19 protein-coding genes are annotated in these 21,470 nt (G+C 61.0%); 16 read left to right on the forward strand and 3 right to left on the reverse strand.

The genetic code is table 11. The features are described 5' to 3' along the window. Positions 1 to 85 precede the first annotated feature (85 nt). The 4 genes from L901_RS15470 to L901_RS15485 all read left to right on the forward strand — a co-directional run bounded on the left by L901_RS15470 (position 86) and on the right by L901_RS15485 (position 6,354). Complete coding sequence (locus L901_RS15470) at positions 86 to 2,734, forward strand: nitrate reductase (RefSeq protein WP_059758330.1); 2,649 nt, start codon at positions 86 to 88, stop codon at positions 2,732 to 2,734. After that, positions 2,706 to 4,163: a siroheme synthase CysG gene (gene cysG / locus L901_RS15475; protein ID WP_059758333.1), complete on the forward strand. Its 1,458-nt coding sequence runs from the start codon at positions 2,706 to 2,708 to the stop codon at positions 4,161 to 4,163. The genes L901_RS15470 and cysG overlap by 29 nt, the downstream gene beginning before the upstream one ends. A 316-nt stretch (positions 4,164 to 4,479) precedes the next feature. Beyond that, entirely contained in the window at positions 4,480 to 5,547 is a 1,068-nt protein-coding gene (locus L901_RS15480; protein ID WP_059758369.1) for a cupin domain-containing protein, read from the forward strand. A gap of 21 nt (positions 5,548 to 5,568) precedes the next feature. Continuing rightward, positions 5,569 to 6,354: a maleylpyruvate isomerase family mycothiol-dependent enzyme gene (locus L901_RS15485; protein WP_059758335.1), complete on the forward strand. Its 786-nt coding sequence runs from the start codon at positions 5,569 to 5,571 to the stop codon at positions 6,352 to 6,354. A 75-nt stretch (positions 6,355 to 6,429) separates the two neighbouring features. Here the strand turns inward: L901_RS15485 and L901_RS15490 are convergent, their stop codons facing one another. Together L901_RS15490 and L901_RS15495 are read right to left on the reverse strand one after the other, a co-directional pair. Then, the gene (locus tag L901_RS15490) at positions 6,430 to 7,260 is read right to left on the reverse strand and encodes an IclR family transcriptional regulator (RefSeq protein WP_035263466.1); all 831 of its coding nucleotides are present in this window, start codon (positions 7,258 to 7,260) and stop codon (positions 6,430 to 6,432) included. After that, entirely contained in the window at positions 7,257 to 7,658 is a 402-nt protein-coding gene (locus L901_RS15495; RefSeq protein ID WP_059758338.1) for a thioesterase family protein, read from the reverse strand. The genes L901_RS15490 and L901_RS15495 overlap by 4 nt, the downstream gene beginning before the upstream one ends. Positions 7,659 to 7,740: 82 nt before the next feature. Here L901_RS15495 and L901_RS27430 point away from each other — a divergent pair, with 82 nt between their 5' ends. The 9 genes from L901_RS27430 (at position 7,741) to L901_RS15540 (ending at position 16,662) form a co-directional block, all read left to right on the forward strand. After that, positions 7,741 to 8,883, forward strand: a complete 1,143-nt coding sequence (locus L901_RS27430) for an FAD-dependent monooxygenase (RefSeq protein WP_059758372.1) — start codon at positions 7,741 to 7,743, stop codon at positions 8,881 to 8,883. Positions 8,884 to 8,894: 11 nt separating this feature from the next. Further along, positions 8,895 to 10,562 (forward strand): benzoate-CoA ligase family protein, encoded by a 1,668-nt coding sequence (locus tag L901_RS27435; RefSeq protein WP_059758341.1) that lies wholly within the window; start codon positions 8,895 to 8,897, stop codon positions 10,560 to 10,562. A gap of 88 nt (positions 10,563 to 10,650) precedes the next feature. Continuing rightward, the gene (locus L901_RS15510; RefSeq protein WP_059758343.1) at positions 10,651 to 11,379 is read left to right on the forward strand and encodes a fumarylacetoacetate hydrolase family protein; all 729 of its coding nucleotides are present in this window, start codon (positions 10,651 to 10,653) and stop codon (positions 11,377 to 11,379) included. Further along, positions 11,376 to 12,026 carry a maleylacetoacetate isomerase gene (gene maiA, locus L901_RS15515; protein ID WP_059758346.1) on the forward strand — a complete coding sequence of 217 codons (651 nt, stop codon included), beginning with the start codon at positions 11,376 to 11,378 and terminating at the stop codon, positions 12,024 to 12,026. Before L901_RS15510 ends, maiA begins: the two co-directional genes overlap by 4 nt. A 30-nt stretch (positions 12,027 to 12,056) precedes the next feature. Then, positions 12,057 to 13,241 carry an ABC transporter substrate-binding protein gene (locus L901_RS15520; RefSeq protein ID WP_059758349.1) on the forward strand — a complete coding sequence of 395 codons (1,185 nt, stop codon included), beginning with the start codon at positions 12,057 to 12,059 and terminating at the stop codon, positions 13,239 to 13,241. A gap of 44 nt (positions 13,242 to 13,285) precedes the next feature. Beyond that, complete coding sequence (locus L901_RS15525) at positions 13,286 to 14,200, forward strand: branched-chain amino acid ABC transporter permease (RefSeq protein ID WP_059758375.1); 915 nt, start codon at positions 13,286 to 13,288, stop codon at positions 14,198 to 14,200. A 4-nt stretch (positions 14,201 to 14,204) separates the two neighbouring features. Continuing rightward, a complete protein-coding gene (locus tag L901_RS15530; RefSeq protein ID WP_082710661.1) occupies positions 14,205 to 15,215 on the forward strand; it encodes a branched-chain amino acid ABC transporter permease in 1,011 nt (336 codons plus the stop codon). Continuing rightward, entirely contained in the window at positions 15,212 to 15,961 is a 750-nt protein-coding gene (locus L901_RS15535) for an ABC transporter ATP-binding protein (protein WP_059758353.1), read from the forward strand. Before L901_RS15530 ends, L901_RS15535 begins: the two co-directional genes overlap by 4 nt. Further along, positions 15,961 to 16,662, forward strand: coding sequence for an ABC transporter ATP-binding protein (locus tag L901_RS15540; protein ID WP_059758356.1), 702 nt, complete (start codon positions 15,961 to 15,963; stop codon positions 16,660 to 16,662). Before L901_RS15535 ends, L901_RS15540 begins: the two co-directional genes overlap by 1 nt. A 70-nt stretch (positions 16,663 to 16,732) precedes the next feature. Here the strand turns inward: L901_RS15540 and L901_RS15545 are convergent, their stop codons facing one another. Then, a complete protein-coding gene (locus tag L901_RS15545) occupies positions 16,733 to 17,353 on the reverse strand; it encodes a TetR/AcrR family transcriptional regulator (RefSeq protein WP_059758358.1) in 621 nt (206 codons plus the stop codon). 198 nt (positions 17,354 to 17,551) lie between these two features. On the opposite strand from L901_RS15545, the gene L901_RS15550 reads away from it, so the two are divergent. The 3 genes from L901_RS15550 (at position 17,552) to L901_RS15560 (ending at position 21,393) form a co-directional block, all read left to right on the forward strand. Beyond that, the gene (locus L901_RS15550) at positions 17,552 to 18,745 is read left to right on the forward strand and encodes an ABC transporter substrate-binding protein (protein WP_059758360.1); all 1,194 of its coding nucleotides are present in this window, start codon (positions 17,552 to 17,554) and stop codon (positions 18,743 to 18,745) included. 146 nt (positions 18,746 to 18,891) lie between these two features. Further along, positions 18,892 to 20,289 carry an aminomethyl transferase family protein gene (locus L901_RS15555; RefSeq protein WP_245289658.1) on the forward strand — a complete coding sequence of 466 codons (1,398 nt, stop codon included), beginning with the start codon at positions 18,892 to 18,894 and terminating at the stop codon, positions 20,287 to 20,289. 177 nt (positions 20,290 to 20,466) lie between these two features. Further along, positions 20,467 to 21,393: a 5,10-methylenetetrahydrofolate reductase gene (locus L901_RS15560; RefSeq protein ID WP_082710662.1), complete on the forward strand. Its 927-nt coding sequence runs from the start codon at positions 20,467 to 20,469 to the stop codon at positions 21,391 to 21,393. The last annotated feature ends 77 nt before the right edge of the window (positions 21,394 to 21,470 follow it).

Raw genomic sequence — 21,470 nt, forward strand, 5'->3', positions numbered from 1 at the left:
GTGCCGCGATTGATCTCCCCCCTTGAGGGGGAGATGTCCGGCAGGACAGAGGGGGGTAAACGCCACGCACTGAGAGGGCAAACCCATGCCCGTTGAAACCAAAACCACCTGTCCCTATTGCGGCGTCGGCTGCGGCGTCATCGCCACCGTCAACGACGATGGCGCGGTGTCCGTCAGAGGCGATCAGGACCACCCCGCCAATTTTGGCCGGCTGTGTTCCAAAGGTTCGGCTCTGGCCGAAACCATAGACCTCGACGGTCGCCTGCTCCACCCCGAAATCAGCGGCAGGCGGGCGTCATGGAACGAAGCGCTTGATCTCGTCGCTTCCCGATTTTCTCAAGCCATCGCCGAACACGGCCCGGACTCCGTCGCCTTTTACGTCTCCGGCCAATTGCTGACCGAGGATTATTACCTCGCCAACAAGCTGATGAAGGGTTTCATCGGCTCGGCCAATATCGATACGAATTCAAGGCTTTGCATGTCGTCTTCCGTCGCCGGCCATCGCCGTGCCTTCGGGGCCGATACGGTGCCGGGCACCTATGAGGATATGGAGCTTGCCGATCTGGTGATCCTCACCGGTTCCAATCTCGCTTGGTGCCATCCGGTGCTTTACCAAAGGCTTGCGGCGGCAAAGGCCGCGCGGCCGGAAATGAAAGTCGTTGTCATCGATCCGCGCCGGACGATGAGCGCCGATATTGCCGATATGCACCTCGCCATCCGCCCGGATGGAGATGTGGCGCTGTTTACCGGCTTGCTGGCGCATCTTTCCGATAGTCCTGCAATCGATCGCGGTTATGTGGAAAGTCACACGGTCGGTTTTGATGCAGCGATGCAGGCAGCAACCGCACATAGCCTGCCGGAGATCGCCGAGGCCACCGGCCTGACAGTCGCCGAACTGATTTCCTTTTATGAATTGTTCGAACGCACCGAAAAAACCGTCACCTGTTACAGTCAGGGCGTCAACCAGTCGCAAAGCGGCACGGACAAGGTCAACGCGATCATCAACTGCCACCTTGCCACCGGCCGCATCGGCAGGCCGGGCATGGGGCCTTTTTCGCTGACCGGCCAGCCGAACGCCATGGGCGGGCGCGAAGTCGGCGGGCTGGCCAACATGCTGGCCGCCCATATGGCTATCGAAAATGCCGAGGATCGCGACCGCGTGCGGCGCTTCTGGGCCTCGCCCGCCATTGCGGAAAAACCCGGCCTGAAGGCGGTGGACATGTTCAGGGCGGTGGCCGATGGCCGCATCAAGGCGCTGTGGATCATGGCGACCAACCCGGTGGTTTCCATGCCGGATGCCGGTGCCGTCGAGGCGGCTATCAAGGCCTGTCCTTTCGTCGTGGTGTCCGACGTCATGGCGAGTACGGATACGGCCCGCCATGCCCATGTGCTTCTGCCATCGCTTGGCTGGGGCGAAAAGGACGGCACCGTCACCAATTCCGAGCGGCGCATTTCCCGCCAGCGCGGTTTTCTCGATGCGCCCGGCGAAGCGAAAGCGGACTGGTGGCAAATGGCGGAAGTGGGCCGGCGCATGGGTTTCGAAGCCGCCTTCGCTTACCTGCGGCCATCGGAGATTTTTGCCGAACATGCCGCTCTTTCCGGTTTCGAGAATGCGGGCAGTCGCGATTTCGACATTAGCGGTGTCGAACGGAATTCCTATGATGCGATGACGCCCTTTCAATGGCCGAAGGCCGGGTCGGGCGATGCCGTCGTTACCCGCTTTTTCGCGGATGGGCGGTTTTACCATGCCGATGGCAAGGCGCGGTTCATCGCCACCGCCCTGCCGGAGACCGGCAGGACATCGGCGGATTATCCGCTGACACTGAATACCGGCCGCATCCGCGATCAATGGCACACCATGACCCGCACGGGCAAAAGTGCACGCCTTACTGCCCATATCGCCGAACCCTTCGCCGAGCTTCACCCGCGCGATGCGCAGGCGCTGGGAATAGAAAGCGCCGATCTGGTGGAGCTGGAAAGTCCCCATGGCAAGGTTCTGCTGCGGGCGCTGGTGAGCGAAAGGCAGGCGCGCGGATCGGTGTTTGCGCCGATGCACTGGAACGACCAGTTTGCCTCGCAGGCGCGCATCGATGTCGTGGTTGCCCCGGTGACGGATCCGCATTCGGGCCAGCCCGCCTCGAAAAACGTGGCGGTAAGGGCACGGCGCTTCGAAGCGAAGGCCTATGGTTTCGCCATCTCCCGCATCCGGCCGGATGCGCCGGATTGTGCCTATTGGGCCACGGCCAAAGCGGATGGCGGCTATCGTATGGAGCTTGCCTTTGCCGAGGAGCCGCAGGACTGGACACTCTGGGCGCGACAGGTCTTCGGCATCGAGGCCAGGATCGAGCCGCTGGGTTATAGCGACCGGCAGACGGGCGACCTGCGCCTTGCCTTCTTCGACGGCGATATCCTGCTGGCGGCGCTGTTCATCGCCAGGCAGCCGGTGGCCGTTGCCCGCAACTGGGCGATCTCGCAATTGACTGAGCGCCATGAGGACCTGCGCATGCGTTTTGCGCTGGTTGCCGGTCGCCCCGGTGCCGGCCGCGCCGATCCGGGCGCCACCGTCTGCTCCTGCTTCAACGTCGGAGTGAACCAGATTACCGCCGCCATCCGCGAAGGCTGCCACAGCGTCGAAGCCATCGGCAAGGCGTTGAATGCCGGAACCAATTGCGGCTCCTGCCGCGCCGAAATCAGGGGGATCATCGATGGATGCCTTAAAACCGCAGCGGAATGAACCGGCCCGCATGGAAAGATTAGCCAAGTTGCCGGTCTTCTGGGGGCTTGAGGGCAAGCGCGTGGTGCTGGCGGGCGGATCGGATGGAGCCGCCTGGAAAGCGGAACTGCTGCTGGCCTGCGGGGCGGAATTGCATCTTTATTGCGAGGAAAGCGAGCTTTCGGAAAGCTTTGCGGCGCTTGTCGCAAAAAGCCAGATGCTGACATGGCATGACCGTCCGTGGTGTCCGGATATCTTCGACGGCGCGGAATTGGCGCTGGCGGATTGCGAGACCGATGCGGAAGCCGCGAGCTTCTACGATGCCGCGCGGGTGGCCGGCGTTCCCGTCAATGTCATCGACAAGCCGGAATTCTGCCAGTTCCAGTTCGGCTCCATCGTCAATCGCTCGCCGGTGGTGGTGTCGATCTCTACCGATGGCGCAGCACCCATTCTGGCGCAGGCCATCCGCCGGCGCATCGAGACATTGCTGCCGCTGTCGCTGAAGGACTGGGGCGTGCTTGCCCAGACAATCCGCGAGCGCGTCAATCTGCGGCTCGCTCCCGGTGCGTCGCGGCGTTCTTTCTGGGAAAAATTCGTCGATCGGGCCTTTACCGAAAGGCTGGGTGAGGGCAGCGAGGAACGGCTGCTTGCGGATATCGGAATGCAGGCTGCGCGGGCAGGATCGGGGCGCGGCCTTGTAACGCTTGTGGGTGCCGGACCGGGCGATGCCGAACTGCTGACGCTGAAAGCGGTGCGCGCTTTGCAGGCGGCCGATGTCATCCTGTTCGATGATCTCGTTTCAGCCGAGGTGCTGGAACTGGCGCGGCGGGAGGCGAAGCGCATGCTGGTCGGCAAGCGCGGCGGCCGGGAAAGCTGCAGGCAGGAAAACATCAATGACATGATGATCCGTCTCGCCAAGGCCGGCAAACGGGTGGTGCGGTTGAAATCCGGCGATCCGATGATTTTCGGGCGCGCCGGCGAGGAGATCGCCGCGCTGGAGGCTGAAAATATCCCGGTCGAGATCGTGCCCGGCATTACCGCCGCAAGCGCCATGGCCTCGCGCCTGGGTGTTTCCCTGACCCATCGCGACCATGCCCAGTCGGTACGCTTCATCACCGGCCATTCCAGGCAGGGAAAGCTGCCGGAGAATATCGACTGGCAATCCCTGTCGAACCCCTCCGTGACCACCGTTTTTTATATGGGCGGGCGAACCGCAGCCAGCATAGAGGCTTGCCTGCTCGCTCACGGCATGCCCGCTTCAACACCCGTTGCGATCATGATTTCCGTCAGCCGTGCGAATGAGCAGCGCTGGTGCGGGCCCCTGATGGAACTTGGTGCCGCCGTCGAGAGACTGGGCGTGAACGAACCTGTGCTGATCGGTATCGGCGATGTGTTCAGCGCCGCATCCTCGAAAGCTCTTGAATGGCAGCCCGCACGAACCGCAATCTGAGACAGGCGGGACGCAAAACCCCGTTCTAGCCTCCGGGCATGGTGGCACGATGCTGCTCGTCCACCTCTTCGCGCGGTCCGGGCAAAGGCCCATCCAAATCACAGATCGATATCGCGGTCCTCGATGGTTCTGGCCATGGAGGCTTTCCTGCATTTTTTTGATATTGCATTCAATGCAATATATTTTACTGTACGTAATAAGAGATGGATAGGGCGATGGCTATACCGGGATGAGGAGATGCTCCCGACCTGAAGCGCCGCCGCAGAAGACGACAGGGAGGAACGAAACCGTGCAGAGCGAGACGAAAAGCAACATGATGGTGCCGGACGACACGCCGGAGCTTCGCCAGCTTTATGCGGATTTCGAAGCGGAACATCTAAAACCGCTCTGGACCCAGATAGACGACCTGATGCCGGTGGTGCCCAATCCCAAGGCCGTAGCTCATGTGTGGAAGTGGTCCAGGCTCTATCCGCTTGCGAAACGGTCGGGCGATCTCGTTCCGGTCGGGCGTGGCGGGGAGCGGCGGGCGATCGGGCTTGCCAATCCGGGTCTTGGCGGCAGGGCCTATATCAGTCCCACGCTCTGGGCTGCGATCCAGTATCTCGGGCCGCGCGAGACGGCACCGGAACATCGCCACGCACAGAATGCCTTCCGCTTCGTCGTCGAAGGCGAAGGGGTCTGGACCGTGGTGAATGGCGACCCGGTGCGGATGAGCCGGGGTGATTTTCTGCTGACGCCGGGCTGGCATTTTCATGGCCATCACAACGATACAGACCACCCCATGGCCTGGATCGACGGGCTCGATATCCCCTTTTCCTACCAGAACGATGTCGGCTTTTTCGAATTCGGGTCGGACCGCGTCACCGATTATGCGACACCGAAATTTTCGCGGGGCGAAAGGCTCTGGTGTCACCCGGGCCTGCGGCCGCTTTCTGGCCTTGCGGCAACCGTGTCCTCGCCGATCGGCGCCTATCGCTGGGAACATACCGACCGCGCCCTGACAGAGCAGCTTTTGCTGGAGGAGGAGGGGCAGCCGGCCACCATGGGGCCGGGGCACGCGGCGGTGCGCTACATCAACCCCACCACCGGCGGCGACGTCATGCCGACCATCCGGGCGGAGTTTCATCGCCTGCGGGAAGGTGCCGTCACGCCCGGTCGGCGCGAGGTGGGCTCGTCGGTTTTTCAGGTATTCGATGGCCGGGGCTCCGTCGTGCTCAACGGCAAGGAACACAGGCTCGACAAGGGCGATATGTTCGTCGTGCCGTCCTGGGTGCAATGGTCGCTGCGAGCGGAAAGCCAGTTCGATCTTTTCCGTTTTTCGGATGCGCCGATCATGGAGCGGCTTCATTTCGCCCGCACCCATGTAGAAGAGCGGGACCGGTGACGCGACCGGGAGTGATGAACGATGTCTTCTGATCTCACCGATGCCCGTTTGGAACTGCGCCAACGTCTGGGGGCTGGCGCCCGTTACGATTCGTCTGCGGCACCGGCCGTTGAATTGCGATACGCACGGCTGGGGACTGCTTACTTCGCGAGAAAACTGAACGAACTCTCCGATGGCGAACTCGCTCTTCCTTCGCTCGTTCCCGGCTGGACCAGGCGACACGTGATCGCCCATGTCGGTTTTCAGGCACGGGCGCTTGCCCGATTGGTCGAGGCGGCGCGCCTTGGGCGGCGACGGGAAATGCTGGAGGAGCCGGAAGCGCAGAACGAGGATATCGCCTTCGGCGCAAGCCTGCCGGCCCATGCGCTGCGGTACCTTTTCAAACATTCGCAGGTGCATCTGGATGTCGAGTGGCGCGATCTCGATGGGGCGGGGTGGCGAGCGCAGGTGGAGCCCCTGAATGGCGGTCTTGTCGAGATCGCTCAGACACCCTGGCTGCGGACCCGGGAAATATGGCTCTGCGCCGTCGATCTCGACAATGGGGCCTCCCTGCTGGATGTTCCGTCCGAAGTGGTGGATCGCCTTCTTCGAGAGGCGGCGCAGGCGCTGGACATGCGCGGCCAGCCGTTTTCATTGACGTTGAAGCCGACGGACAGGGTGGACTCTGCCGTCATCGGCTCCGGTAAAAACACGGTCAGCGGGCCGGCCGCCGACCTGCTTCGGTGGCTGACGGGACGTGGCCCGCGCCGCAGCCTTGTTTTTAACGGCGAAATTGCAGATCCGCCCTTCTGGCCGGAGAGGCCCTAATGCATGTCGCCCGAAGTGTGCAGCCGTTTCGGGATAACAACATGCATAAAACAAAGAGATTAAACGCGACGCACTTTAGGCCTTCGATGAAGGCCATTGCCGCCGGCTGGATATGGCTGTTGTAAAATCAAGCAGCTGGCGCACGGCCGGATTATCCGCCGACAGGATCTGCTCGGAGTTGCTGATTAAGGTAACGGCAGCTTCCGCCTCGCCCTGCCAGTTGATGACGGGTGCCGCCACCGCCCGAAGGCCGGGGACGTAGCGGCCGTCGACGCTGGCAAAGCCATCGGCGCGAATGGTTTCCGCCAGCCGGTCGATGCTTGCGCCGCTGAGATCGAGGTCGGGCCAGGAGAGACCCGCATCCATCGCGCGTTCGACCTCGAGATAAAGCCGGGCGGCGGTGACATGGCGCGGCAGAAAGGCGAGAAAGACCCGGCCGCTCGATGAGGTGAGAAGCGGCAGGCTGCTACCGAGGCCGAAGGATGTCACCATCGGGCTCGGCGCCCGGCACCAGCGGATCACGGTCGCACCCTGGCTGCCCCATACGGTGAGCAACACCGTCAGGCCCGTCTGTTCCACGAGGTCCGGCAGCGCATCGGCGGCCTGATTGACGAAATCGCTGCGGCCGAGTGCGGCGATGCCGAGAGAAGCCGCAAACGGTCCCAGCTCGTAACGGCCGGATCGCTGGGTCTGCCGGACAAAACCGGCATGGATGAAACTGGCGAGATAACGATGGACCTTGCTGGACGGCATGGATACCGCCCGGGCGATGTCGATCAATGCGGCAGGCCCTTCGAAATCGGCAAGCGCATGCAGCACGGTCAGGGCCGCATCGAGAGCCTGAATGCCGCCTCGGGCATTGCCGTTGCCCGAAGCCTCGTTGTCGACATCGTCCTCGCCGTTCATTGCAGTCGCCTCCTGAATTCCGCGGATATGGGCGCGCCCTTGAGACCATTATCCGTCATGGTCGCCCATGCTCGAACCTCATAACCCTCTGCGATGATCTTTTCACCGGAAAAAATGCGGTAGGCGATGCGGAACCTGCGTTCCTGCCATTCCACGATGGTGGCCTCGATGCGAAGCGTGTCGTCATAGCGGGCCGGCGCCTTGAACTGCAGGCCGACATCCACCAGCGGCGTCACCGCGCCGAATTCCGTCCTGTTCTGCCGTTGCCCCAGATTTTGCGAACGCAGCAGCCTCTGGAAGGTGCAATCCAGCCAATAGAAATAGTTCGGATAAAAAACGATGCCCGCCTCGTCGCAATCCCCCCATTCCACCGTGATTTCCGTTGCGAAGGTTTTCATTCGTTGCGCTCCATAAAATCTATTGCACTATACGTAATATCCGCTAGATTGATGAAAAGCAATTGCGTGAGGGAGGATGCGCATGAAGCGGGTGGCTGTTATCGGCGGCGGGCCAGGAGGGCTTTATTTCGCCGGTCTGTGGAAAAGGCGGCATCCGGCCGACGTCGTGAAGGTGTTTGAGCACAATCCGCAAGGTGCGACTTTCGGTTTCGGTGTCGTGTTTTCGGCAAAGGCCATGGATTTCCTGCGTACCGACGATCCGGAAACGGCGGACCTTGTCACGGCCCGCATGGAGACCTGGTCGGATATCACCCTCGTCCATCGTGGTGAGAGTGTCGCGCTGGATGGCGTCGGGTTTTCGGCCATCGGCCGCCTCGACCTTATCCTGCTGCTGATGGAAAGGGCGCGCGCCGCAGGTGTGGAGCTTTCATTTTCAACGACAGTGCAGTCGGTGTCGGAACTCGATGGTTACGATCTTATCGTTGCCGCCGATGGTGTCAATTCGCTGGTGCGCCGCGCCTTTGAAGGCGACTTCCAGACGTCGCTTACCTATCTCGATGAAAAATTCGTCTGGTTCGGTACCACCAAGCGCTTCGAAACGCTGACACAGACTTTTGTCGAGACGGAATTCGGTGCTTTCAATGCCCACCACTATCGTTATTCGCCAACCATGAGCACTTTCATCGTCGAGTGCGATCGTGAAAGTTGGCTGAAAGCAGGCTTCGATCGGCTCGGCCCCGAAGACAGCAAGGCGCGCTGCGAGGCGATTTTCGCCGAAACGCTCGATGGCCACGGGCTTGTCGCCAACAAGTCCACCTGGCGCAATTTCCCGTGGATATGGAACGGGCGCTGGTCGCATCGCAATATGGTTCTAATCGGCGACGCCTTGCACACCGCGCACTACTCCATCGGATCCGGCACCCGGCTGGCGCTCGAGGATGTTCTGGCGCTGGTAAAGGCGCTCGAGGCGCATCCTGGCGATGTGCGCGATGCGCTTGAGCATTATCAGGCCGAAAGGCAGCCGGTGGTGGAAAAGCTGGTGCGGGCCGCGCGTGAAAGCGCCGGCTGGTATGCGGATGTTCCAAAACACATGCGCCTTTCGCCGGTCGATTTCGCCCATAGCTACATCACTCGCTCCGGCCGCATCGACGATGAGCGGCTGCGGTCGATGTCCCCGCGTTTCATGCAGCGCTACGACGCCTCGCGTCCGCGCCCGGCCGCCTGAAGGAGGAAGATATGACCGTTCAGGCCAAGCTTTACGAAACCCTGCCGCAGCCGCCCGAAGACGGGGTGCCGCGCAATGCCCCCGGCAGTCTCGAAATCGGCTTTTCCGTGCCGGAAATCTACAATGCCAGCGCCATCCTTTTCGATAATCTGGAAAGGGGCCGGGGCGACCATCCGGCCGTGATCGGCCCAGCCGGAACCCGCAGCTATGCAGAACTCTGCGCCGATGCCTGCCGTTTCGGCAATGCCTTGATTGAAGCCGGTCTTGGCCATGGCGAAAGGGTGGTGCTGTTTCTCGATGACACGCCCGCCTGTCCGGCGGCTTTGTTCGGTGCGCTTCGGGCCGGCCTCGTGCCGCTGCTCATCAACACGCTGACGCCGCCCGACCTCTTGAATTTCTATCTGCAGGATTCCTCGACGCGTATCGCCATCGTCGATGCCGCTTTCGCTTCCCGTTTCGACACTGTCGCCTGCACCGATACGCTGCTGGAAAAGGTGGTCGTCACGAACGGTCCGGTTCCGGCCGATTGCCCGGTGCCGGCGGTCGAAGCCAGGACATTCCTCGCCGATGCCGGCACGGAGCTTGAAGCGGCGCCGACGCGGCGTGACGATATGGCCTTCTGGCAATATTCCTCCGGTTCCACCGGGCGTCCGAAGGGCATCGTTCATCTGCAGCACGACATGGCTTTTACGGCGCAATCCTTCGGGCATCATGTTCTGGATATCTCGCCCGACGACATCTGTTTTTCGGTTCCGAAGATTTTCTTCGCCTATGGTCTCGGCAATTCGCTGACCTTTCCCTTTTCGGTCGGGGCGACCAGCGTTCTCGTTCCGGGGCAGCCGAAGGCCGATGTGGTCTTCGATGCGATCCGGCGTTATCGGCCGACGCATTTCTTCGGGCTGCCGACGCTATATACGTCGCTCATCAACGCGCCGGAGGCGGCCGGAGCCGATCTTTCCAGCCTGAAACTCTGCCTTTCGGCGGCGGAAGTGCTGGCCAATGAGGTGGCGGAAGCCTGGCGGGCACTGTCGGGTCACGACATTGTCGAAGGTCTCGGTTCCACCGAGGTGCTGCATATCTATCTTTCGAATACCAAAGAGATGCGGCGGCCGGGCGCTGCCGGGCTGCGCGTGCCGGGTTACGAGATTTCGCTGCGCGATCCCGATGGCAATGAGGTGCCGGATGGCGAAAGCGGTGTCCTATGGGTGCGCGGCGATTCCAACGCGCCGCTTTACTGGAACCGGCCCGACAAAACCGCTGAAACCATGCGCGGCGATGGCTGGATCTACACCTCCGACCGCATGAAGCGCGATGCCGACGGGTTCTATTATTTCCTCGGCCGCGCCGATGAGTTCGTCAAGGTTTCGGGCCAGTGGGTCTATCCGCTGGAAGTGGAGCTTTGCCTCGCCGACCACCCGCTGGTGCGCGAATGCGCGGTGCTGGCGGTGGAAATGGCCGACCGGCGGATGACGCTTCAGGCTTTTGTCGTTCTCGAGCAGCCGGATACGGATGAGGCGAGCGCCGCCGAGACGCTCAAGCAACACGTCAAGAAGACGCTGCTGCCCTACAAATATCCCCGCAGCGTCATTTTCTTCCAGGAATTGCCGAAGACGGGAACCGGCAAGATCGATCGGCAGACCCTGCGGAAAATCGATCTGAGCGCCGAGCGCGTCCATTGAGGACACGCTGGCCTTGACAGGACCACGAGATGGTCTGACGCCGCTTTTGCGGCTTTCAGACCCGGATAAAGGACAGATTGGAAAACCCATGAGCGATTTCGAATTCGATCCCCCGGCACCGGCATCCATTGCCATCCATGACAGCGAGAGCCGTTTCCCGGTGCGGCGCATATTCTGCGTCGGCCGAAACTACGCCGCCCATGCCCGTGAGATGGGCAAGGACCCGGACCGCGAACCGCCGTTCTTTTTCACCAAGCCGGCGGACGCCGTGGTGGATACTGGCAGCACGATACCCTATCCGCCCGAGACCGAGGATTTTCACTACGAGATCGAGCTTGTCGTGGCGATCGGCCAGGATTGCGTGGATGTGCCGCAGGAAGCGGCCCTCGATATGGTCTGGGGTTATGGCGTGGGCATCGATCTCACCCGCCGCGATCTGCAACTGGCGGCGCGTGACAAGGGACGGCCCTGGGATTGGGGCAAGGCCTTCGATCTTTCCGCTCCCATCGCGCCCCTCCGCCGCGCCTCGCAGGTGGGGCATCTATCGCAGGGGCGGATCTGGCTTGCGGTCAACGGTGCGAGCCGGCAGGAAGCGGATATTGCCGAGCTGATCTGGGATGTGCCGGAAATCGTTTCCATCCTGTCGCGCTCCATGTCGCTGAAGCGCGGCGATATCATCATGACTGGAACGCCTGCGGGTGTCGGCGCGATTGTGCCGGGAGACAAGGTGACCGGCGGTATCGACGGGCTGGGTGAGATCGCCATCGAGATCGTGGAGCCCGCATCCGCCGCCCGGCGCGCGGGGAAGGCCGCATGAACCGGCCGATCCTGCATAATTATTTCAGAAGCTCCACCTCCTATCGCGTCAGGATCGCCCTGGCGCTCAAGGGTGTGGACTATGATTACGAAGCGTTCCATCTGCGCAAGGGCGAGCAGCGGTCCGACCGTTTCCTCGGGCTCAACCCGCAGGGCCTCGTGCCGGCGCTCACCTGGACCGATGGCGAAACCTATACGCAGTCGCTCGCGATCATCGAATTTCTGGAGGAGAAAATTCCGGAGCCGGCTTTGCTGCCGAAGGATGCCGAAGGGCGTCAGCGTGTGCGCAGTCTTGCGCAGATGATCGCCCTCGATATCCATCCGATTAATAATCTCAGGGTGCTGGCCTATCTCAAGGAGCATTTCGGCGCCGACGAAAAAGCGCAGGCCGCGTGGTTCCGGCATTGGGTGGCCGAGACCTTTGCCGCGCTGGAGCAACGGCTTGCGACAGAGCCGGAAACCGGAAGGTTCTGCCACGGCGACAGCGTGACGCTGGCGGATATCTGCCTTGCGGCGCAGCTCGTCAACAACAGGCGTTTCGATGTGGATATGGAGGCTTATCCGCATATCGGCAGGATTGGGCAGGCGCTTTCGGAACTGGAGGCGTTCCGCAAGGCGGCGCCGGCCAATCAGCCGGATAACGAATAACGAAATTATGTTTTCAGGGAGGAGAACACAATGAAACGTTTCGTAGCAGCGGCTCTGTCCGCCTTGCTCATGAGCGGAACGGCGGGCGCACAGGAGCCGATCAAGATCGGCTTCATCACCACGCTGACCACGCCCGCCGCATCCATCGGCAACGATATGGTCGATGCGGTGAAGCTCGCGGTCGAACATTCCGGCGGTAAGATCGCTGGCCATCCGATTGAGGTCGTTTTCGAAGATGACGGGCTGAAGCCGGAACTCGGCCGCCAGAAGGCGGAGAAGCTGGTCCGTCAGGACGGCGTCGATATCGTCGCGGGTTTCATCTGGTCCAATGTGCTGATGGCGGCGCGCAAATCGGTGCTCGATTCCGGCAAGTTTCTGATCAGCACCAATGCCGGGCCTTCCGAGCTTGCCGGCAAGCTTTGCAGCCCCAATTTCTTTTCGCTGCGCGGCCAGAACGACATGGTGCCGATTGCGCTCGGCAAGGTCATGAACGAGCGCGGCGTGAAGAAGCTTTATGTGATGGCGCCCAACTATACCGCCGGCAAGGACATGGCCGCCGGGGTGGAAAGCAGCTTTGGCGGGGAAGTGGCTGGCCGCGATTTCACCAAATGGGGCGATGATCCGCAGCTCGATTTTTCGGCGGAATTCGCCAAGGTGGCGGCATCGGGCGCGGACGCGCTTTTCGCCTTCTATCCCGGCCGCGCCGCGATTTTTGCGCGCCAGTTCGAACAATCGGGACTGAGCAAGAAGGTCAAGCTTTACAGCGTCTATACCATGGACCAGATCGCGCTGCCAAAGCTTCAGGAAGCGAAGATCGATGCGGTTCTGGGGTCAAGCTCGGCGGATTACTGGTCGCCGGATCTTGCAACACCCGCAAACCAGCGTTTCGTTGCCGATTTCAAGGCGAAATATAACCGCGTGCCCTCGAATTACGCGGCCGCCGCCTATGATCTTATCCCCTATGTCAAAGCGGCCGTCGAGCAGGCGGGCGGAGATATTTCCGCGACCGATGCGGTGCGTGCGGCGCTCGCCAAGGCCGACTATGACTCCGTGCGTGGCCGTTACAAGCTTGCCCGCAATCATTTCCCCATCGACCGCTATCTCAGCCTTGAAGTCGCACCGGATGCGAACGGTGTCTGGAGCCTCAGGTCGGACGGTCTCGAAATGAAAGATCTGACCGATCCCTATGTGGAAGCCTGCCGCAACGAGGGGTGAGAAAACATCGTTTGGCGGCACGGCTCTGGGAGGAGAAAATGGATATTATCCTGTTTGCCAATCAACTTCTGAACGGGGTTCAGCTCGGGCTGATCCTGTTTCTGCTGGCCGCCGGCCTGTCACTGGTCTTCGGCATCATGGACTTCATCAATCTGGCGCATGGCGTTTTTTACATGATCGGCGCTTATATCTGCGCCACCGTCGCCATCGCGCTCGATTCCTTTGTGCTCGGCATGCTCATCGCCCTGCCGGCGACGCTGGCGGCCGGTTTTATCGCCGAATGGCTGATTGCCCGGCATTTCTACAAGCGCGATCATCTCGACCAGGTTCTGGCGACATTCGGCCTTGTGCTCTGCGCGGATACGGCGGTGAAATATCTCTGGGGCCCGGAAGGACTGTCGGTTCCCCTGTCGGCCTGGCTCAGCGGGCAGATCGCGCTTGGCGGCATCACCCTGCCGTCTTACCGGCTGTTCATCGTGGTCGTCGCGGCTCTCGTGGCGATTGCGCTCTGGCAGGTCATCACCCGCACACGGGTTGGAATGATGGTGCGGGCATCTGCTTCCAACGAGGAAATGGCGCGGGCGCTGGGCATAGAAACGCGCATGGTCTTCGCATTGGTGTTCGCAATCGGCGCGGTTCTGGCCGGCATCGGCGGTATCATGGTGGCCCCCATCACCGGTGCTTCTATCGGCATGGGCAACCAGATCGTCATATTGGCGCTGGTGGTGATCATCATCGGCGGCATCGGTTCGATTATCGGCGCCTTTATCGCCTCTCTCGGGGTCGGGCTGATCGATACGCTTGGGAGGGCCTATCTGCCGTCGCTGTTGAATGCGGTGTTTCCGCCGGAAGTCGCCTCTTCGGCGGGTCCGTCGCTCGCCTCCATCCTGATCTATCTCACCATGACTCTGGTGTTGATATTCCGGCCCGAGGGCCTCTTCCCGCCAGCAAGCAGGTGATGTGATGACAGAAACCACTTCGGTAATCGCTCCGTCGACACAGCCGGCCGCAAAGCGGGAGACTGCGGCGGGCAGGGCGGTGGATCGCGACCTGCTAACGGCGATTGCCGTGCTCCTGCTTCTTGCCGTCGCGCCATCGGTGCTTGCGGCGCTCGGCTACGACTTCTGGGTGGAAGTGCTGCTGCGGGCGATGATCCTCGGCATCGCCGCCGTCAGCCTCAATTTCATCATCGGCCTCGGTGGGCTGGTTAGTCTCGGTCACGCGGCCTTTCTCGGCATCGGCGCTTATTCCGTCGGCATCCTCGCCGATTTCGACATCGACAACGGTGTCATCCAGTTGCTGGTCACGGTAGGCGTCAGCGGGCTTTTCGCCTGTCTGACCGGCCTCGTCGCGCTTAGAACGCGCGGCGTGCATTTCATCATGATCACGCTCGCCTTCGCGCAGATGGTTTATTTCACCATGATTGGCCTCAGACAGTTCGGCGGCGATGACGGGCTGACGATCAATTATCCGAGCAGCTTCGGCACGGTGCTCGATCTCGGTGACAGGTCCATCCTTTACTACGTGGTGCTGGCGGTGCTGGCGCTTGTGATGCTGGGTTTCGCCCGTATCCGGCAATCCGATTTCGGCCTGCTCCTGAAGGCGGCGAAGGGCAATGAACGGCGGGTGAGGGCGGTCGGGTTCGATCCCTATCGCTATCGCCTCGCCGCCTATATCGCGGCTGGTGTGATCTGCGGCCTTGCCGGCTTCCTCGATGCGAATTTTACGAGTTTCGTGACACCGGAATCGATGAGCTGGACAAGTTCCGCCGAGCTTATCTTCATGGTCATCGTCGGCGGCGTGTCCACGGTGGCCGGTCCCGTCGTCGGGGCGCTGGTCTTTCTCCTGATCGAGGAATTTCTCGGCGGACTGACGGTCTACTGGCACTTCTGGTTCGGTCTGTTCCTGATCGCCGTCGTGCTTTTCGCCAAGGGTGGCCTCGTCGGTCTCATCTGTTCGGGGAGGCGCGCATGAACGCGGTGCTCGAGGTTCGCAATCTGCAAAAATTTTTCGGTGGCCTGCACGCCACCCGCAATCTCTCCATGTCGCTCGCCAAGGGCGAGCTTCATGCGGTGATCGGTCCCAACGGCGCGGGCAAGACGACGCTGATCAGCCAGCTTTTCGGAGAAATCCTGCCGACATCCGGCGCCGTGCTCATCAACGGTGTCGATGTCACCAACCGGCCCTCGCATGAGCGGGCGAGGCTCGGCATGGCGCGGTCGTTCCAGATCACGACGCTGGTTCGAGACCTCAGCGTCGGGGAAAACCTCATCCTGGCGCTTCTGGCAAGCGATGGCCATGCATTCCGCTTCTGGCGTCGGGTCGACCGCAATGCGGATTTGCAGGCGCGTGCGGCGCAGATGCTTGCGCTCATCGGCCTGAACGGCATGGATATGTCGCGCCGGGTGGCCGATCTCAGCCATGGCGAGCAGCGCATGCTGGAGCTTGCCATCGCGCTTGCCGGCAATCCGGCCCTTGTTCTGCTCGACGAACCGATGGCCGGGCTGGGCTCGGAGGAAAGCAGGGCGATGACGCGGTTTCTCGCCGGCCTCAAGAGCCTCATCACCATACTTCTGGTCGAGCATGACATGGAGGCCGTGTTCGAACTGGCCGACCGGGTGACCGTGCTTGTGCGCGGCGAGATCGTCGCCGTTGGAACGCCCGAAGACATCCGCAACGATGCGCGGGTCCGGGAAGCCTATCTCGGGGAGGATGCCTGATGCTGAAAGTCCGCAATTTGAAGAGCGGTTACGACCGCAGCCAGATTCTGTTCGACATGTCTTTTGAGGTCGATGCCGGCGAGGTGGTCTGCCTCATGGGCCGCAACGGCATGGGCAAGACGACCACCGTGCGGGCGCTGATGGGCCTGCTGCCGGCATGGGGCGGCGTGATCGAGTTCGAGGGCAAAAGGCTCGATGGCCTTTCGACCGCCCGCGTCGCCCGGACGGGGTTGGGACTGGTGCCGGAGGGGCGGCAGGTTTTTCCAAACCTCACCGTGCATGAAAACCTGAAGGTGGCGGCCGCCAACCGCCGGGCGGAGCCGCAATGCTGGACGGTGGAGCGCATATATGAGCTTTTTCCGGGGCTTTCCGAGCGAAACGGTTCCTATGCCAATCTTCTTTCCGGAGGAGAGCAGCAGATGCTGGCAATCGGCCGGGCGCTGACGACCAATCCACGGCTGCTTATTCTCGATGAGGCGACGGAGGGACTGGCACCCGTCGTGCGCGACCAGATATGGCACTGCATCGCCCGCCTTCGGGAGTTGGGGCAATCCATCGTCGTCATCGACAAACACATCAAGCGGCTGCTTGGCGTCGCCGACAGGTTTTATGTGGTGGAAAAGGGTCGTGTCGTCTGGACGGGCGCACCGGAGAAGCTGCGTGTCGAGGAAGAAACGGTCAAGCAATATCTGAGCGTCTGATCCGTTCCGGCATTCGGGTCGAATGCCGGCGGAATTCGCTTCCGGCCGTTGCAAAGCGAGTGGCCCACAATTACCCCTTGAGCGCCGCCACCGTCTTGCGCCGCGCGGCGCGGTCCGCGCACCAGGCATCCAGCAATGGCGCATAGGCCGCATCGCCGCTTTTCCAGATTTTATTGACGGCCATTCCGCGGATGAGATTGAGCGTCAAAGCGAGTTCCTCTTCTGCTTCGGACGGTGTGTAACCGGTCGCCACGAATGTCTCGATCCATGTCGCCTTCATGGCGCCGTGGAAATTTTCCAGAACCGGGCGCAGGCGTTCCATCAACACCTCGTCGGTCCGCGCGGTGATGACGACCTCGAGCGCGGCAATGAACGGCCAGTCGAAATAGATCGACAGGCAATCCTTCACATATTCCCGAAGAGGCTCCGGCGAGTTGCGCGCCGAAAGCGCCCGCTGGCGGCCGAGCTGTGCGGCAAGCTCGTAAGTATGACCGGTCGCGGCCACGACCAGATCGATCTTGGCGGGATAGTGATGCACCCGCGCGCCGCTCGAGACGCCAGCCCGCTCATCGACCAGCGCCGTCGTCAGCCGTGCATTGCCCTGTTCGAAGAGCAGGTCGATCGTCGCCTGCAGGATTTTCTCCTTCGTTTCGGCGCTTCTTTCAGCCTGTGTGCGTCGCTTTTTCTGCATTGCCTGATGCCACTATCCTGTTGTGCCCCTGCGGGGCTCTTGCTTTCGCCATCTTCGCACTCTGCTCCGTCGCAAATTCCGGAGCTATTCCCGTATTCAATAGACGAAACTTTCCATAGCAGAGAATCTTTTTGTTGAAAACATACCGATTAAGCGGTATGTAAATGAAGCCGGAGAGGAGCCGGCACGGAGGGGAAAATGACAATCAAATATCTCGCGGCCGTTGCCGCCCTATTCAGCCTCACAGAGCCATTATCCGCGGAGCAGCCGATCAGGATCGGCCTCGTTACCACGCTGACGACGCCGGCTGCCGTCATCGGGCGGGATGTCGAAGATGCGATCCGGCTGTCGGTCGATCATGCGGGCGGCAAGATCGCCGGCAGGCCCATCGCGCTTGTGGTCGAGGACGATGCCCTGAAGCCCGATGTCGGCCGCCAGAAGACCGAGAAGCTCGTGCGCCAGGACAAGGTCGATTTCATCACCGGCTATATCTGGTCGAATGTTCTGCTTGCCTCGCGCAAAAGCGCGCTCGATTCCGGCACGATCGTCATCAGCACGAATGCGGCGCCGTCCGACATGGCTGGAAAGCTGTGCAATCCGAATTTTTACAGCATGCGCGGGCAGGGCGATGTGATGTCCATGGCGCTCGGCGAAGAGCTCAACAAGCGCGGTGTCAACACGATCTATACCATGGCGCCGAATTACGCCGCCGGGCAGGATGTCGTCAAAGGTCTGCTGAATACCTTCAAGGGCAAGGTCGTCGGCCAGGATTTCACCAAATGGGGTGACGATCCGCAGCTCGATTTCTCCGCCGAGTTCAGCAAGGTGGCCGCGAGCGGCGCGGAAGCGCTCTTTGCTTTCTATCCCGGTCGTTCCGCCGCCTTCATGACCCAGTTCGAGCAATCCGGCCTTAAGGGCAAGGTGAAGCTCTATACCGTCTATACGCTCGACCAGATCGCCCTGCCGGCGCTTCAGAAAGGCAATGCGACGGGTGCGCTCGGTTCCGTGTTGACGGATTATTGGTATCCCGATCTCGATACGCCCGAAAACCGGCGTTTCGTCGCCGACTTCCGGCAGAAATACGGACGGGATCCCTCGAATTATGCAGCCGCCGCCTATGACGCCATCCAGCTTATCAAATCCGCCGTGGAAACCGCCAAGGGAGACCTTGAGAACAAGGCCGCCCTTCGCACCGCGCTGGAAGCGGCGGATTTCAAGTCCGTTCGCGGCAAGCTGACTTTTGGCAAGAACCATATGCCGCTCGACAATTATTACGCCCTTGAGGTGGAAGCGGGGCCGGAAGGCAAATGGCGCATGGGTTCGCCGCGGATCGCAATGGAGCGGGGCGAGGACCCTTACGTCTCCGTCTGCGACATGCCCGCCGTGAAGTAATCGCCGGCATTCCAGCATGACTGAAACCGCCCCGGCCGTGGCACCGGTCCGGGTCGGAGCGGCGGAGCCTACGCAATTTTCCCGCCTGCGCCAGAACCGCCTGCGCAGCAACCATATCAAGCATCATGAACAGGAAGGCCGATACCATGAAAAACCTGCAAGAGCTGATCGATTCCAAACAGAACCTGGTCGACTATTTCTACAATGATACGATTTCCCAGTATCACAAATCGCGGACCAGCCTTTTTGCGACGCTGATCGCGCCGGAATATAGCAACTGGCGCGAAGAACAGAGGGCCTGGCGTGAAAGCGCCGTTCTCTTCAACCAATCGCATCATATGCCGGTTCTTTATGTGAAAGGTCCGGACGCGCAAAAGCTTCTGAGCGACCTCTCCCCCTGCTCGTTCGCCAATCTTTCCACCGGTCGCGCCAAGCAATATATCGCCTGCACGCCGCGCGGCCATCATATCGGCGATTGCATCCTGAACTATTACGGCGAGGATGAGGGTTTCGAACTCATCAGCGGCATGCCGGTTCTGAACTGGGTTCGCTATAATGGCGAGACCGGCGGTTACAATGTCGAATTCCGTTTCGATCCGACCACACCCTACAGCCCGGACGGCAAACGCACGAAATATCGTTTCCAGATCGAAGGGCCGAACGCCCGCGATATTCTTGAAGAAATCTGCGAAGGCGGTTGGCCGGAAATCAAGTTCTTCCATACGGCCTATGTCACCATTGCCGGATGCAGGGTGCATGTGCTGCGCCATGGCATGGCGGGCCATGCCGGCGCGGAAATATCCGGCGCTTTCGCGGAGATGGATATCGTCCGCGACGCTATCCTCAAGGCGGGCGAAAAATACGGCCTGCTTCAGGCCGGCACCCGGACCTATTACAGCACGCCGCTCGAGGATGGCTGGATACCCTATCCGCTGCCCGGCATCTATTCCGGCGAGGAACTGCGTGCCTACCGCGAATGGCTGCCGGCCGATAGCTGGGAAGCGAATATGCAGCTCGGCGGCAGCCTCTACACCAGCAATATCGAGGATTATTACTGGACGCCGTGGGCGCTCGGTTATGAGCGGCTGGTGAAATTCGACCATGATTTTATCGGCCGGGAGGCGCTGGAAGCGCAGCTCAAGCAGCCGCGCCGGGTCAAGCGCGCGCTGCAATGGAACAAGGAAGATGTTCTCAAGATATTCGCCTCTCAATTGGGGGATGGCCCGATCTACAAGGCGATCGATATGCCGACCGCCTATTTCGGCTGGCCGCAGGCCGATGAAGTCCGTGCGAAAGACGGCAGGCTGATCGGCATGTCGCAATATTGCGGTTACAACATCAACGAGCGCGACATGATCTCGCTTTGCGGCATAGACGAGGCCTATGCGGATGTCGGCACCGAGGTCGTGCTGACATGGGGAGAAGTGAACGGCGGTTCGCGCAAGCCGCATGTGGAACGCCATGCGCAAACGACGATCAGGGCGAGGGTTTCGTCCATTCCATACTCCAAGGCGGCGCAGGAAAAGCTGCGTGCGGTGATCTAGCCCCGGGCGGTTTCGCCCGCGCCTGTGTGGACCTTGAAATCGTGACCTCTTTCATTGCGGCGTGCCCGATGAAAGAGGTCGCCGGATATCAAAATCTTTCAATAATTCATGGAGTTCGGTATGCGCTGGCGGGTCCGGCAAGCCTGCCGCATTCTCTTCAGACCTCCCGGAGGATACATGGTGGCACTACTGGACCTGTTGAAAGGCAGACGCGGGGAGAAATCTCCCGATACGGCCCATCTGAAGGATATCGTTTCCGGATATTCCATTGAAGTGATGCCGAGAACCGCGGCAAAGATTGATGATTTCAAGGCTTTGCTGCCGGCCGGTACGCGGGTTTACGTCGCCCATATAGAGGGAACGCCGATCGATGACATGGTGGCGACGGCAAGGCGTCTTCGTGAGGACGGCTTTCCGGTCATGCCGCATTTTCCATCCCGCCTCATTGCCAATGCGGCGACGCTGGAAGAATGGATCACGCGTTATAAAAACGAGGCCGGTGTGGAGGAGTCCCTGCTTCTCGGCGGTGGTGTTACCACGCCGGCGGGAGATTTCGACAGTTCCATCCAGCTTCTCGAGACCGGCCTGTTCGACCGTCACGGTTTCAGGCGGCTGCATGTCGCCGGGCATCCGGAAGGCAATAGAGCGATTGACAGGGACGGTTCCACCCGCATCGTCGATAAAGCCTTGGCCCTCAAACAGCGCTATTGCGAGCGCACGGATGCGGACATGGCCATCGTGACACAATTCGCCTTCGCCGCCCGCCCCGTGATCGCATGGGCGGAGCGCATAGCCGCAGCCGGTATTGGCTTACCGATCCATGTCGGCATTGCCGGCCCGACCAAATTGCAGACGTTGATCAGATTTGCGATAGCCTGCGGCGTTGGCCCATCGCTTGCCGTGCTGCAAAGGCGTGCGCTCGATCTCAGCCAGCTTCTGAAGCCTTACGAACCGGCGGAAGTCCTGACGGATATAGCGGATTATAAGGCGGCCCATCCACAAAGCCGCATTGCGCAGATACACGTCTTTCCGCTCGGCGGTATCGCTGCCGGTGCCGACTGGATGAACGGCCAGTTGAGCGAGGAGGCGCGTGTCGCGACCTGATCTGCAGAGATTCCTCACACAATCCAATGAACCTGCTTCAACAACGGAAAAACGAATGACATCCTATGTTCTGACCG

This window comes from Agrobacterium sp. D14, assembly GCF_001526505.1.
Lineage (GTDB): Bacteria > Pseudomonadota > Alphaproteobacteria > Rhizobiales > Rhizobiaceae > Agrobacterium > Agrobacterium leguminum.